Below are 12,853 nucleotides of genomic sequence, written 5' to 3'. Positions count from 1 at the left end.
ACCGACAGGAAGAAGGAGGGGAGCCTCGTGGTCGAGGAAACCCCCTGGCAGCAGGCCCTCCGCTACGCCAACCGCGCCAATCCGTACCCGTTCTACGAGGAACTCCGCAAGACACCGGTCGCGCGGCAGCCGGACGGAACCTACGTCGTCAGCACCTACCGGGAGATCGTCGCGCTGCTCCACGACCCCCGGGTCAGTTCGGATCCAAGAAAGTGTGCCGCCCCGGCCGCGGCCCAGGCAGAGGGCCCGGCGGAGCCGGTGGCCGAGCCGATCAGGGAGGCACTGACCGAGCCGAACATCATCACCTGCGATCCGCCCGAGCACGATCGGGATCGCCGGATGATGATGCCGCACTTCGCCGGCCCGCCCCACGCGCCTCACCTGATATCCGACCTGGAACCCGACATCCGCCGCATCGTCGACGGCCTCCTGGACAACATGAAGGGCAAGAACCGGATCGATGCCGTCGACGAGTTCGCCTATCCCCTGCCGGTGACGGTGATCTGCAAGGTTCTGGGCGTGCCGCTGGAGGACGAGCGACGCTTCCACCACTGGATAGAAACCGCCCTGGACGCCTTGGACTTCGGTCCCGAGGCCGCATCCGAAGAGATCCAGAGCCGGCAGGCCGGGGGGCGGCAGGCCGTGCAGGAGTTCGGGCAGTTCGCAGCCGAGCTGCTCGACAGGTACGCCCAGCAGCCCGGCCCGGGCATGCTCTCGGCGATGGTGAACGAGGACGGCCCGGAGGGACGGATGTCCAAGGGCGTGCTCGCGAGCAACACCCTGCTCCTGATCTTCGCGGGACACGAAACCACGGTCAACCTCATCGCCCACAGCGTGCTCACCCTGCTGCGCCATCCCGACGCGCTCGAGAAGCTGCGCCGCCGGCCCGAGCTCATCGTGCCCGCGGTGGAGGAGCTGCTGCGCTTCGAGTCGTCGGTCCAGTTCTGGCACACCCGCTCCGCCGTGGAAGACATCGACATCGCCGGCACCACCATCCCCAAGGGGGCGCCGATCTTCCTGGCGTACGGCTCGGCGAACCGCGACCCGGAACGGTTCTCCGACCCCGACGAACTCGACCTCGAACGCCGCGACAACCAGCACCTCGGGTTCAGCCAGGGCATCCACTTCTGCTTCGGCGCTCCGCTCGCGCGGCTCGAGGTCCAGATCGCCGTCGGCGAGTTCATCCGCCGGGTGCAGAACCCCCGCCTCGTCGAGGACCCACCGCCGTACCGGCACAACCAGATCTTCCGCGGCCCCCGCCACCTCCTGGTCGACATCGACGGCATCCGCGACTGAATGGGCGTGCGGGAAGGACCGTCATGCAGGCCTATCAACTGGTCGGATGGCAGCAACCGCCCGAGCTGCGCGAGGTGCCGGTACCCGATCCCGGTCCGGGGCAGGTTCTGGTGAAGGTCGGGGGTGCCGGTGCGTGCCACTCCGATCTGCACATCATGGAGGCACCCGCCCCGCTACCCGGTTTCACGAGTCCGCCCTTCACGCTGGGCCATGAGAACGCGGGATGGGTGGAACGGCTGGGACCCGGTGTCACCGGGTTCGTACCCGGGGACCCTGTGATCGTCTATGGCTCCTGGGGCTGTGGGGTGTGCGCCAACTGCCGGGAGAGTCGCGAGAATTACTGCCAGACCCTGGGCGGTCAGGGCCCGGGCCTGGGAGGTGGTCACGACGGGGGCATGGCCGAGTACCTGCTGGTCCCGGCAGCGCGGTACCTGATTCCGCTGGGCACCCTCGACCCCCGCCAGGCCGCCCCGCTCAGCGACGCCGGACTGACCAGCTATCACGCCGTCAAACGGTCGCTGCACCTGCTGGGGCCGGGCTCGACCGCGGTCGTGATCGGGGCCGGCGGCCTGGGCCAGATGACCATCCAGATTCTGCGCGCGCTCAGCGCGGCGACCACCGTCGTCGCCGTCGACACCGACGCCGGCAAGCTGGAAACCGCCAAGCGCATGGGCGCCGACGAAGCATTGCTCTCGGGTGACGAGGCGATCAAGCGCATCAAGGAGATCACGGGGCAACAAGGCGCTCAGCTCGTCCTGGACATGGTCGGCGTAGCCCCGACCCTGCGGATGGCTGCTCAGGTGGCCAGGATGCTCGGCCACCTGACCATCGTCGGCCTCGGCGGCGCAGCCCTGCCCGTCAACTTCTCCAGCCCGCCCCACGAGTGCTCGGTCGCCTCGCCCTACTGGGGCTCCCTCACCGAACTGACGGAAGTGATCACCCTCGCCCAGCAGGGAAAGATCAAAATGCTGGTCGAGCACTTCCCCCTGGAACGCGCCGACGCCGCCTATCAACTCCTGCACGACGGCAAGATCCAAGGACGCGCCGTCGTCACCCCCCAGGCATGAGTACCGACGAGTCAACCCGAACCGGACACCACGACGTGTGCTGCAGCCGCTGGTGTCGGGCGGCCCAAAGACGCCTGATCCCGACCTCGACCGAGGGCACGTGCCGGTGAGCAGGCCAAAGGAGCTTGCTCGTGGAGTGCTCGACAAGTGAGGCCGCCCGCTGGGCGACTCGGGCACTGCGGGTATGGGTTCAGCAGCCAGCTGAAGCCGATCCACAGGACGAGCAGCAGGATCGACTCCAGGGTGCCCCGGAAGCAGATCAGTCAGTCGTCGGCGGACCAGCCACCGGGCCCCCTCGGTGTCCGCGGGGCGGGCGGCGGCTGTCGCGCGGCGGCCTGCAGCCGACGGCGGGGCTGCTCGGCACGTCCATCCGCCCTTCCTCCGCTGACTCAGCTCAGCGAACCGCCGCCCGCATGTCGAGGCCGCGCAACGCAACCCCCGTGGACCGAGTGGACAGCGATATCTAACTCACCCAGGAGGCCCTGGAGTTGTCTGGACACTCCTGCGCGCCTTTCACCTTGGTCGCCTTCATCACTTCGACATTTCCATACGGCGTATGGTAATACTGGAAGGGTGCTTCCATACGGCGTATGGAAGTGCTCGTTCGTACCACACCAGGGGCCACACATCGCCTGACCGAACCACCGCCGGCGCAGATCACGCCACCGGGAAGGAAAGATCATGAAGAAGCTCACGAAGCGCATCGCCCTCACTGTCTCCTCCGTAGCGGTCGCGGGTGTCGCCGTCCTCGGTGCCGGGGGCACCGCATCGGCCGCACCCCTTGCGCCCGCGCACGCCCCGCGACCGTCCGACAGGGGTGAGGCCGCTGATCACAGCTGGGACCACGGGGTCGGCTACCTGCTCGAACAGGGCTACTCCTGCGACGAGACCCGTGGCTGGCACCAGGACCACCACGGCACCGACCCGACCCGGCACGACTGCGAGGGTCTCTACTACCGCGATGGTCACTTCTACCGCTGGGAGGGCGAGGGACACGACTGGACGTCCGACAGGTCCTACCGGCACGACGGAGCCGCTGCGAGCACGACGGCCGGGGCAGGCACCACCACGGCCTGAGCCGCGACGACCGGTGAGACGGGTACCGAGGCCGTGAGCCCAAGCAGTTCCCCTCGGTCCGATCCCTGCCGGCGGCAGGGACGCGCCCGGCGGTCGTGGGTCGGCGTCGCCGACCGCCGGCCGAGTGAGTGCAGCGCCACTCATCGTGCGGTGCGCCGGTGCCGTCCGGCGCCCGCGCCCTGCTGCACCGTCCCGCCCGCGCTGCCTCTTTGCCACAGGCCGTGCGTGACACGCAGCCGAGCCGCGCCCAGGAGTGAAAGTCGATGAAGAAGTCCTTGAAGACTGTGGAGCGGCGGACAGCCGTGCAGCTGGTCGTCTCGCGCGCCTACTCACTGCCCCTGTGCGTACGTCTTCGGTATGAGCCCACCGACCCCTATGTCGTCCATGCCGTCTTCTTCGCCGACTGTGACGAGCCGGTCGAATGGGTCTTGGGGCGGGATCTTCTGGCTGACGGCCTGAAGGGTTCCGCAGGCTACGCGGACGTCAGGGTCTGGTGGGCCGCGGGGCGGGGTGACCAGTCGATGTACATCGCCCTCGGGTCTTCCACAGGCACCGCCTTGCTCGAGGTCCCCGTGCAGGACATCACGTCCTTCCTTCAGGACACGGAGGCTCTGGTGCCACGGGGCACCGAGTCCGGACACATCGACTGGGATGCCGAACTGGCGCACCTCCTCCCCCAAGACTGACCGCCGACCATCCATGATCAGAGCTCAGAAGAAAAGGAACCTGTGTCATGCCTCAGTACCAGCTTCGCATCTACACCCTGCGCGGCCCCGACGCCCTTTCCGCCTACGAGAAGATCTGGGCCCAGCACATTCCCGGCATGGCCAAGCAGCGGATCACCACACACGGCGTCTGGACGGTGCCCGCGGCGCCCGGAAGCGAGACTCCCCGGCTGTACGCCCTCATTTCCTACAGGGACATCGACAACGTGCAGGAGCGGCTGGAGGCATACCTGTCGAGTCCAGAATTCCGCGCGGACATGGAGGGCTTCGACATCAGCCAGATCATCGATGTCGACGAGTCCGTGCTGACGCCCACCGCCGACTCGCCCTTGCGATGACGGCTGGCCTTCCTGCAGGTGACGCGACCAGAAGGGCAAGCGCCCTCATGGCTCTTCCGGACCTGGGCGATCTCATCGCGGAAGTCCACCGGAGATGCGACACCACACACCGTCCCGCAGGTCAGGAACAGCACGACGGAATTGCCCTGTTGACCGTCGCTGCGGACCTTGCCGGCCAACTGCAGGCGTTGGCCGATGCCTTGGTCGAGGAACACGTCGAGCGCTGCCGGACGCACGGCTCCTCGTGGGCCGACATCGGTGCCGCCCTGGGTGTGACTCGACAGGCGGTCCAGCAGCGCTTCAACGGCCCGCCCAAGCGCTACAGCCCCGAATCGATGACCGACGATCTCCGCCGGGCGCTGGCGCACGTCAAACAGGCGGCGATCCAGCAGCGCAACAACTACATCGGCACCGAGCACCTGCTCTGGGGCCTGACCGCCGAGGACAACAGCGCCACCCGGCTCCTGCAGGCCGTCGATGTCTCGCCGAAAGCGGTCCACCGGTTGGTCGGCACCCGACTGAGCATGGGTGCCTCCCAAGCAGCCGAGCGCATCGCCTGGACGCCCTACTCCCGCAAGGCCATCGCCTTTGCCCGGACGAGATCCGATCACAACGGCTCCGACCGCATCGACTGCGACGACCTGCTGATCGGCCTTGCCCAGCTCGGCCGCGGAGTGGCCGCCGACATCCTGGCCGAGGCCGGCTTCGCCCCGTCCTCCCTCGACGCCGGGCCACGGACACCCGCTCATCACTGCACGACTGCCAACAACGCACTGCGCTGATGCTCAGGGGCCACCGACCTCACGGTCAGCGGCCCCTTGCATACTCATATTCCCTGCCCCCTCAAAACCAGATCAACTGCGGAGAAGAGCAGCTCTGGCCGAACCCGGGAAGTCTCACCGGCGGCGAGCGCGGCTCCGTACCCGCGGCGAGGCCCGGCCTCAGGGGACCCGAGCCGCCAGGAGGCAGCTGGACGCCACTCGTGCGCCGAGGAGCGGCAATTGGCCGCCCGGGCGTGGCCCGCCCCCTGCTCCGGGGAATGCAGGTGTACCAGCGACACCATGCCCGCCATGCTTCGACCGGCACCGCACAGACAGCTCGGCTGCCAAGGCGTGGTCAGGCTCGCTGTCCAAAGTGCGAGTGAGCCGCGCAGCTGCGTCCAGCGCCCTTGCGCGCGCACCGTCCAGGTGAGCGCACGGCACCCAGGGGCCCGCGGTGCCGACGCAGCGCCTTGAGGGGAGAAAGGCGCGGCCTGCGACGACGCCTGAGGGTGTAGTTGCCGGGAGGGCAGATCCGGGGGCGTGCACACAAGCTCGGGGCAGTCGCGACGAGGGCCACCCGGAGCTCCGGACCGCGGACCTGTCGGTGGCGGTGCCGGCCTGCAAGTGCTTCCCCTGCTGCTCGCCACCGCGCAGCCGGGTCGACAACACACCGTGCACCGGCAGCGGCTGCCCCGGGACGGTCTTCCCGGAGGTGACGGGTGGCTCCAAGTGCGTCGCAGGCTGAACTCGCCCGATCACGGGCGCCCCAGGCCGCAACGCCTTGGAACCACCGACTCAGCGGCCGGCGCCCTGGCCATTACGATCGGCGGCGAGCCGGCCCTCCAGGCCCGTGACAAGTGTGTCGATCACCAGCCGGAACATGTGCTCCTGGTCAGGGCCTGCCTGGTCTGCGTCCGTGACCTCGTCCGCGTCGGCAGCGGCATCGCGGGGCTTGAGGCTCGCCCACTGCTGGAGCGAGCCGTTGAGTTCGGCGCCGAGGACACCGACGACGACGGCGACCATGAGAGCGGCGATCTCCGGGACCTCCGGCTGCGACACCCCGGCAGCGGCCACGATCGCGGTGAGCGCGGTCCAGAACGGGTCGTCGGGCTGGATGAAGTCCGGCTGGTGACTGAACGAGTAGGCCATCAGCTCCGGGTGACGGTGCGCCAGGGTCCGGAAATCCATGGCCAGCAGACGGATGCGCTCCTGCCACGGAGCGTCCTGAAGCGTCACGGTGCGAAACTGGGCGCCGACCATTCTCGCCACGCCGCGCAACACGGCTTCCTTGTTCGGCACGTGGTGGTACAGCGACATCGGGTTCGCGTCGAGCACAGTGGCGAGTTTGCGCATGGTGAGCGCCTCGACCCCGTCCTCGTCGATGAGCCGCAGAGCGGCGGCATAGATCCCGGCCTCGGTCAGAGGCACGTCTCGCTTCCTCGTTCCCCGCGGGGCACGCCTCACCTTCTTTTCCATACCACGTACGGTATCAGTTCCGTACGCCGTATGGAAATGACCTGAATCACAGCACCTGCCTGCACGGTCGCGGGTTGTTTCAGGTTTCCATACGCCGTACGGTACTAATTCCATACGGCGTATGTTTCCGTACGGCGCCACGGCATCGACCTGCGCAGCGCGCCCTTGCCCATCCCCCTCCACGCAGAGGAGCAAGCCATGACCACGCACCCCGCGAACGACCTTCGCCCCATCCGGTCCCCGCGTGGGATCCCCCTCCTCGGCCACACGCCGCAGATCCCCGACACCAACCCGGTGGAGTACTTCAACGAACTGTCCAAGCAGTTCCCCGAGGGCATCTACGGCATGGACATCGCCGGCATCGAGCAGGTCTTCGTCTACGACCCGGACCTGGTGGCCGAGGTCTGCGACGAGACGCGGTTCTTCAAGCAGATCGAGAAGACGCCGCTGAGCCATGTGCGGGACTACACAGGGGCGGGACTGTTCACGGCCCACCAGCACGAAGAGGAATGGGCCATGGCCCACCGGATCCTGCTGCCGGCCTTCAGCCAGCGGGCCATGAAGACGTACTTCGGGCAGATGCTGGAGATCGCCCAGAACCTGGTCGGCAAGTGGGGGAGCCGGGAGGGCCAGCCGGTCGCCATCACCGACGACTACACCCGGCTCACCCTGGACACCATCGCCCTGTCCGGCTTCGGCTACCGCTTCCAGTCTTTCGACGAAGAGGAGCTGCACCCCTTCCTCAACGCGCTGCTGGAGGCACTGATCGAGTCGATGCGGCGCTCCCAGGAGCTGCCGATGATGACCAAGCTGCGCAAGGCGGACGACAGGAAGTACCGCAAGAACATCCAGCTGATGCGCGACCTGGTCGAGAGCGTGATCAAGGAGCGTCGCGAGGGGAAGGGCACCGGCGAGGAGGACCTGCTCGGCCTGATGCTGGAGGCCACCGACCCGGAGACCGGCCGGCTGCTGGCGGACGACAACGTCCGCGACCAGGTGGTGACCTTCCTCATCGCCGGTCACGAGACCACCAGCGGCCTGCTGTCGTTCGCCACGTACTCGCTCATGCGCAACCCGCACGTCCTGGCGCAGGCGTATGCCGAGGTCGACCGCCTGATGCCCGGCGACACCGTCCCGGACTACGACACGATCATGCAGCTGGACGTCATCCCGCGGATCCTGGAGGAGACCCTGCGCCTGTGGGCCCCCATCCCGCTGATTGCCAAGGCGCCCATCGACGACACCGTCATCGGCGACCGGTATGAGCTGAAGAAGGGAACCAGGGCCAACATCCTCATGGGCGCGCTGCACTCCCACACCAAGGCGTGGGACCGGCCGGATGAGTTCGACATCGACCGGTGGCTGCCGGAGAACCGCGTGGAACAGCACCCGCACGCCTACAAGCCGTTCGGCAACGGCGTACGCGCCTGCATCGGCCGCCAGTTCGCGCTCACCGAGGCCCGCCTGGCCCTGGCGCTGGTGCTGCAGAAGTTCAGGTTCTCCGACACCACCGACTACAAGATGGATGTCCGCGAGGCGCTGACGCGCAAGCCCGGTGACTTCCAGCTGGTCGTCCGCACGCGTCAGGAGCACCAGCGGACCGTCTTCGGTGCCACCGACCCGCAGACCGACGACACGCAGCAGCAGGCCCCGGTCAGCGGCGTCGGCGTCAACCTCACCGTCGCCTACGGCTCCAGCCTCGGCTCCTGCGAAGACCTGGCGCGCACCATCGCCGACCGCGGTGAGCGCTCCGGCTTCGGCACCACGCTGGTGAGCCTGGACGATCTGGGCGACAACCTGCCCACCGAGGGTCTGCTCGCCGTCGTCGCCGCCAGCTACAACGGCAAGGCACCCGACAACGCCCAGCGCTTCGACGACCTGCTCGCCGCCGGACTGCCGGAGGGTGCACTGTCGAACGTACGGTTCGCGCTGCTGGGCGCCGGCAACACCCAGTGGGTGGCCACCTATCAGGCCTTCCCCAAGCGGATCGAGGAAGGTCTGCTGGCCGCCGGCGCCACCCCGGTCGTCGAGCGCGGCATCGCGGACGCCGCCGGTGACTTCGACGGCATGGCCACTCGTTGGATGGACAACCTGTGGGCCACCCTGGCCGAGGAGTACGCCGCCGACACCTCCGAGGCGAGCGGCCCGCGCTACCAGGTCCAGCTGCTCACCGAGTCCGACGTGCGCCCCGCCATCGTCTCCGAGCAGGCGTACCCGCTCACGGTGGTGGCCAACGAGGAGCTCGTGGCGGATGCCAGCGGTCTGTGGGACTTCAGCATCGAGCCGCCGCGCCCGTCGGCGAAGTCCATCATTTTCCAGCTGCCCGACGGTGTCACCTACGACACCGGCAACCACCTGGCCGTCTTCGCCAAGAACGAACTCTCCCTGGTGGAGCGCGCGCTGAGGCGGCTCGGTGTCGACTACGACCAGGTGCTCCGGCTCGACCAGCCCGCAGGCGGCCGCACCCACCTGCCGGTCGGCGTCCCCGTCACCGCCGGCATCCTGCTCACCGAGTTCCTGGAACTGCAGGACGTGGCCACCCGCTCCCAGATCCAGACCCTGGCCGAGTACACCCAGTGCCCGTGGACCCGGCCGCAGCTCCAGGCGTACACCGCCGACACTGAGGAGGCCGAGGAGCGCTACAGCAAGGAGATCCTCGGCAAGCGGGTCTCGGTGCTGGGCCTGCTGGAGCGCTTCGAGGCCATCGAGCTGCCGCTGGCGGTCTTCCTGGAGATGATGGGGCCGATCCGTCCGCGCTTCTACTCCATCTCCTCCGCCCCGTCGGCCAACCCGCGCCATGTGCGCCTGACCGTCGGCCTGCTGGAGGGCCCGGCCCTGTCCGGTGACGGCCAGTACCGCGGCACCTGCTCCTCTTACATCGCGGGCCTCGAGCCTGGGGACGTCGTGTACGGCTACGTCCGCGTGCCCTCCCCGACGTTCGCCCCGCCCGCCGACCCCGCCACTCCGCTGATCCTCATCGGCCCCGGCACCGGCATCGCGCCGCTGCGCGGCTTCCTGGAGGAGCGGGCCTGGCAGCACGCCAACGGCACGCAGGTCGGCGAGGCGCAGGTCTTCGTCGGCTGCCGCCACCCGGAGCACGACTACTTCTACCGTCAGGAGATGCAGGACTGGGAGCAGGCCGGGATCGCACAGGTCCACACCGCCTTCTCGGCGGTGACCGGCCACCCGGCCCGGTTCGTGCAGAACGCCATCGCAGGCGCCGCCGACAAGGTGTGGCAGGCCGTCGAGGACGGCGCGTACATCTACGTCTGCGGTGACGGCCGCCGTATGGCACCCGCCGTCCGCGAGGCACTGGCCGCCATCCACCGCCAGAGGACCGGCAGCGACGACGAGACCGCCCAGCAGTGGCTCGCCCGGCTCGAGGCCGACGAGCGCTACCAGCAGGACGTCTTCGCCTGACCGTCGCACGCCGTCACGGCGTGCGACCCCCAGCCGCCGGGAGGCGTGCGGCATCCCCCGCTGCCGGCCGTACGCCTCCCGGCCACCACATGCCATTCAGACACCACATGGCACCCATGTCCCGAACCACCGGGCGGTGCCGCTCGCAGAAAGCAGATCTTCATGGACACCATGCTCGCCGGACGCTTCCACCTGGACAGCAAGAAGTTCGCCGTGGAGGAGGTCCCCATCCCCGTACCGGGCCCGGGCGAGGTCCTCATCGAGGTGAAGGCCGCGGGCGTCTGTCTCTCGGACGTCCACCTGATCGACGGCTCCCTGGTCCCGCTGTTCGCCACCTCCGACACGGTCACCGTCGGCCACGAGGTCTCCGGTGTGGTCCACACACTCGGCCCCGACCTCAAGCGCGGTCTGCCCGTCGGCACCCGCGTCACTCTGGAGGCCGGCAAGACCTGTGGCCGGTGCGCCGGATGCGTGCGCCGCCGGCCCTGCACCCAGATGCTCACCGCCGGCATCGACTACGACGGCGGCTGGGCCGAGTACGTGATCGCCCGCGAGGACACCCTCATCCCCATCCCGGACAGCCTGCCCTTCGACCAGGCCGCGATCATCCCCGACGCGGTCTCCACCCCCTACGCCGCCGTCGTCACCACCGCGGGCGTCCGCCCCGCCCAGTCCGTCGGTGTCTGGGGCGTGGGCGGAGTCGGCGCCCACAACGTACGCCTCGCCCGCCTGGTCGGCGCCGCGCCGATCATCGCCGTCGACCCGCTGCCCAGCGCCCGCGAGCGTGCCCTGGCCTTCGGTGCGGACCACGCCCTGGACCCGGCCGACCCCGACTTCGCCGACCAGGTCCGCGCGGCCACCGAAGGACGGGGCCTGGACTTCGCCTTCGACTGCGCCGGCGTACCCGCCGTCCGCGAGCAGGCCGCCTCCGTCCTCGGCCTGGGCGGCTCCCTCATCCTGGTGGGCATCACGCCCAGGCCGCTCACCATCACCGAGGGCCTGACCTTCAACTACATGTGCAAGCAGGTCCGCGGCCACTACGGCGGCAGCCCCGAGTCCGTCTCCGAGCTGGTGCGGCTGACCGCGGCCGGCCGCCTCGACCTGGCCCCCTCCATCACCGACCACATCCCGCTGGTGGACGCGGCCGACGCGGTCAGCCGTCTGGAGAACAAGATCGGCGACCCGATCCGCCTCATCCTCGTCCCCTGACGCCTGTCAGCAGGACATCGAGCCACCCTGGGCAGGGGTGAGTGGGCGCCGGTGCGTGAGGGAGCACCGGCGCCCACGGCTTTCCGGCACCCGTGGAGAGACAGAACCATGCAGACGACCGATGCCCTGGGCCGTACTCCGCAGCGCAGGGATGCTCATTCCAACCGCAGACGCATCCTCGCGGCCGCCCGGCAGAAACTGCGGGAGGACCCCGACGCGAGTCTCGACAGCATCGCTCAGGCGGCCGGCGTCGCCCGGCGCACCCTCTACGGCCACTTCCCCAGCCGGCATGCGCTGATCGCCGACCTGACGCGGGATGCAGGCCATGAACCCCGGCAGGTGTTCGCCGCAGCCCGTACTGCGGATGCTGATCCGGTCGAGGCGATGACGCGGATGGTGCTGGCGGCATGGGCGGTGGGCGACCAGTACCGCATGCTCATCGCCTTGGGGCGGCGCCATCTGGGAGAGGATGCGATCCGCGCCACCCTGACACCGGCCCGCGAAGAGGCCGTCGCGACCCTACGACGCGGTCAGCGCGAAGGCGTCTTCGCCGACCACCTTCCAGCACCAGTCCTCGCCCAGGCGCTCGAGGCACTGATGCTGGCCCTCGCCGAGGACAACGCCGCGTGCACGTGGGCGGACCCTACGGGTGAGGCCTCGGCCACCGCGTTCCTCGTAGCCGCCGGCATGGCACCACAGGCGGCCGCGCTTCAGGTGCGAGAGGTTGTCAGGCGGGGTCGGGCAGCGGGCGCCGGGTGACCTCATGGGCGTCGTCCGCAGCGAGGCCGAGCATGCGCAGGACCATCTCGGCCAGGTCGGAGGCGGCCTCGTCGCCGTCCAGGTCCGGGCGGTCCAACCTGAGAGCCACGAGGGACAGCACGGTGCCGCCCAGGGCGGACAGGGCCGTGGTCGCGTTGCCGCAGGTGAAGCGGCCCGAGGCGATGCCGATCTCCAGGTCGCGCAGGGCGCGCGGGGCGAGGCCACGGTCGGAGTGGATGTGGGCCAGGCCGCGGTCACGCAGGATCCGCAGGAGTTCCGGGTGGGAGTCGGCCATCCGGGCGGTGAGCCGGAAACCGGACGCGACCAGCTCGGCCGGGTCGTCGATGCCTTCCACACGCGCGTCGATGACCTGCCCGAACTCCTCCAGGGCGTCCGTCACCGCGGCATCGAACAGCTCCGTCTTGGACTCGAAGTGGTTGTAGAAGGACCCGAAACCGACATCGGCGCGCTCGGCGATGGCCTGGATGCTGACGCTGGTGTCCCCGGTCTCGGCGAGGATCTGCCGGGCCGCACGGACGAGCGCCTGGCGGGTCTCGGCGCGGCGCCGCTCGAAGCGGTTCTTGGGCGGGGCTGACGTCGGCATACGGCCCAGTGTAACCACCGCCACGATGACACTGCCATTACTGATGAGATCCTCAATTATTTGGGCTGCACCCATTGACGGAGGGAAACGGCAGAGTTGATGATTTCCTCATTACAGCAGT

General features: G+C 69.0%; 11 protein-coding genes and 1 pseudogene. 9 read left to right on the top strand and 3 right to left on the bottom strand.

Annotation, left to right across the window (positions count from 1 at the left end; translation table 11 throughout):
* The first annotated feature begins 27 nt into the window (after positions 1-27).
* Both ACIPSA_RS11970 and ACIPSA_RS11965 read left to right on the top strand, forming a co-directional pair.
* Entirely contained in the window at positions 28-1,296 is a 1,269-nt protein-coding gene (locus ACIPSA_RS11970) for a cytochrome P450 (RefSeq protein WP_402632326.1), read from the top strand.
* A gap of 23 nt (positions 1,297-1,319) precedes the next feature.
* Positions 1,320-2,363 (top strand): NAD(P)-dependent alcohol dehydrogenase, encoded by a 1,044-nt coding sequence (locus ACIPSA_RS11965; protein ID WP_402632323.1) that lies wholly within the window; start codon positions 1,320-1,322, stop codon positions 2,361-2,363.
* Positions 2,364-2,554: 191 nt separating this feature from the next.
* On the opposite strand, the pseudogene ACIPSA_RS11960 reads toward ACIPSA_RS11965, so the two are convergent.
* A pseudogene (locus ACIPSA_RS11960) lies at positions 2,555-2,626 on the bottom strand (HdeD family acid-resistance protein); the annotation flags it as partial.
* Between the two features lie 418 nt (positions 2,627-3,044).
* Here ACIPSA_RS11960 and ACIPSA_RS11955 point away from each other — a divergent pair.
* From ACIPSA_RS11955 to ACIPSA_RS11940, 4 genes are all read left to right on the top strand, one after another.
* Positions 3,045-3,440, top strand: a complete 396-nt coding sequence (locus tag ACIPSA_RS11955; protein ID WP_402632320.1) for a hypothetical protein — start codon at positions 3,045-3,047, stop codon at positions 3,438-3,440.
* Positions 3,441-3,703: 263 nt separating this feature from the next.
* Complete coding sequence (locus tag ACIPSA_RS11950) at positions 3,704-4,126, top strand: SsgA family sporulation/cell division regulator (protein WP_402632317.1); 423 nt, start codon at positions 3,704-3,706, stop codon at positions 4,124-4,126.
* A 47-nt stretch (positions 4,127-4,173) separates the two neighbouring features.
* Positions 4,174-4,503 (top strand): NIPSNAP family protein, encoded by a 330-nt coding sequence (locus ACIPSA_RS11945; protein WP_402632314.1) that lies wholly within the window; start codon positions 4,174-4,176, stop codon positions 4,501-4,503.
* Positions 4,504-4,652: 149 nt separating this feature from the next.
* The gene (locus ACIPSA_RS11940; RefSeq protein WP_402632311.1) at positions 4,653-5,285 is read left to right on the top strand and encodes a Clp protease N-terminal domain-containing protein; all 633 of its coding nucleotides are present in this window, start codon (positions 4,653-4,655) and stop codon (positions 5,283-5,285) included.
* 774 nt (positions 5,286-6,059) lie between these two features.
* On the opposite strand, the gene ACIPSA_RS11935 is transcribed toward ACIPSA_RS11940, so the two are convergent.
* Positions 6,060-6,692, bottom strand: a complete 633-nt coding sequence (locus ACIPSA_RS11935) for a TetR/AcrR family transcriptional regulator (RefSeq protein ID WP_402632308.1) — start codon at positions 6,690-6,692, stop codon at positions 6,060-6,062.
* 246 nt (positions 6,693-6,938) lie between these two features.
* Between ACIPSA_RS11935 and ACIPSA_RS11930 the strand changes: the two genes are divergently transcribed.
* The 3 genes from ACIPSA_RS11930 to ACIPSA_RS11920 all read left to right on the top strand — a co-directional run bounded on the left by ACIPSA_RS11930 (position 6,939) and on the right by ACIPSA_RS11920 (position 12,128).
* On the top strand, positions 6,939-10,160 hold the full coding sequence (locus tag ACIPSA_RS11930) for a cytochrome P450 (RefSeq protein WP_402632305.1): 3,222 nt from the start codon (positions 6,939-6,941) through the stop codon (positions 10,158-10,160).
* Positions 10,161-10,322: 162 nt separating this feature from the next.
* The gene (locus ACIPSA_RS11925; RefSeq protein WP_402632302.1) at positions 10,323-11,369 is read left to right on the top strand and encodes a zinc-binding dehydrogenase; all 1,047 of its coding nucleotides are present in this window, start codon (positions 10,323-10,325) and stop codon (positions 11,367-11,369) included.
* Between the two features lie 108 nt (positions 11,370-11,477).
* Entirely contained in the window at positions 11,478-12,128 is a 651-nt protein-coding gene (locus ACIPSA_RS11920; protein WP_402632299.1) for a TetR/AcrR family transcriptional regulator, read from the top strand.
* Here the strand turns inward: ACIPSA_RS11920 and ACIPSA_RS11915 are convergent.
* Positions 12,097-12,732, bottom strand: coding sequence for a TetR/AcrR family transcriptional regulator (locus tag ACIPSA_RS11915; RefSeq protein ID WP_402632296.1), 636 nt, complete (start codon positions 12,730-12,732; stop codon positions 12,097-12,099). The two genes, ACIPSA_RS11920 and ACIPSA_RS11915, sit on opposite strands and share 32 nt — an antisense overlap.
* Positions 12,733-12,853 lie beyond the last annotated feature (121 nt).

Source organism: Streptomyces sp. NPDC086549, assembly GCF_044746205.1.
In the GTDB taxonomy this organism is placed as follows: Bacteria; Actinomycetota; Actinomycetes; order Streptomycetales; family Streptomycetaceae; genus Streptomyces.
This window is presented reverse-complemented; position numbering and strand designations above follow the sequence as displayed.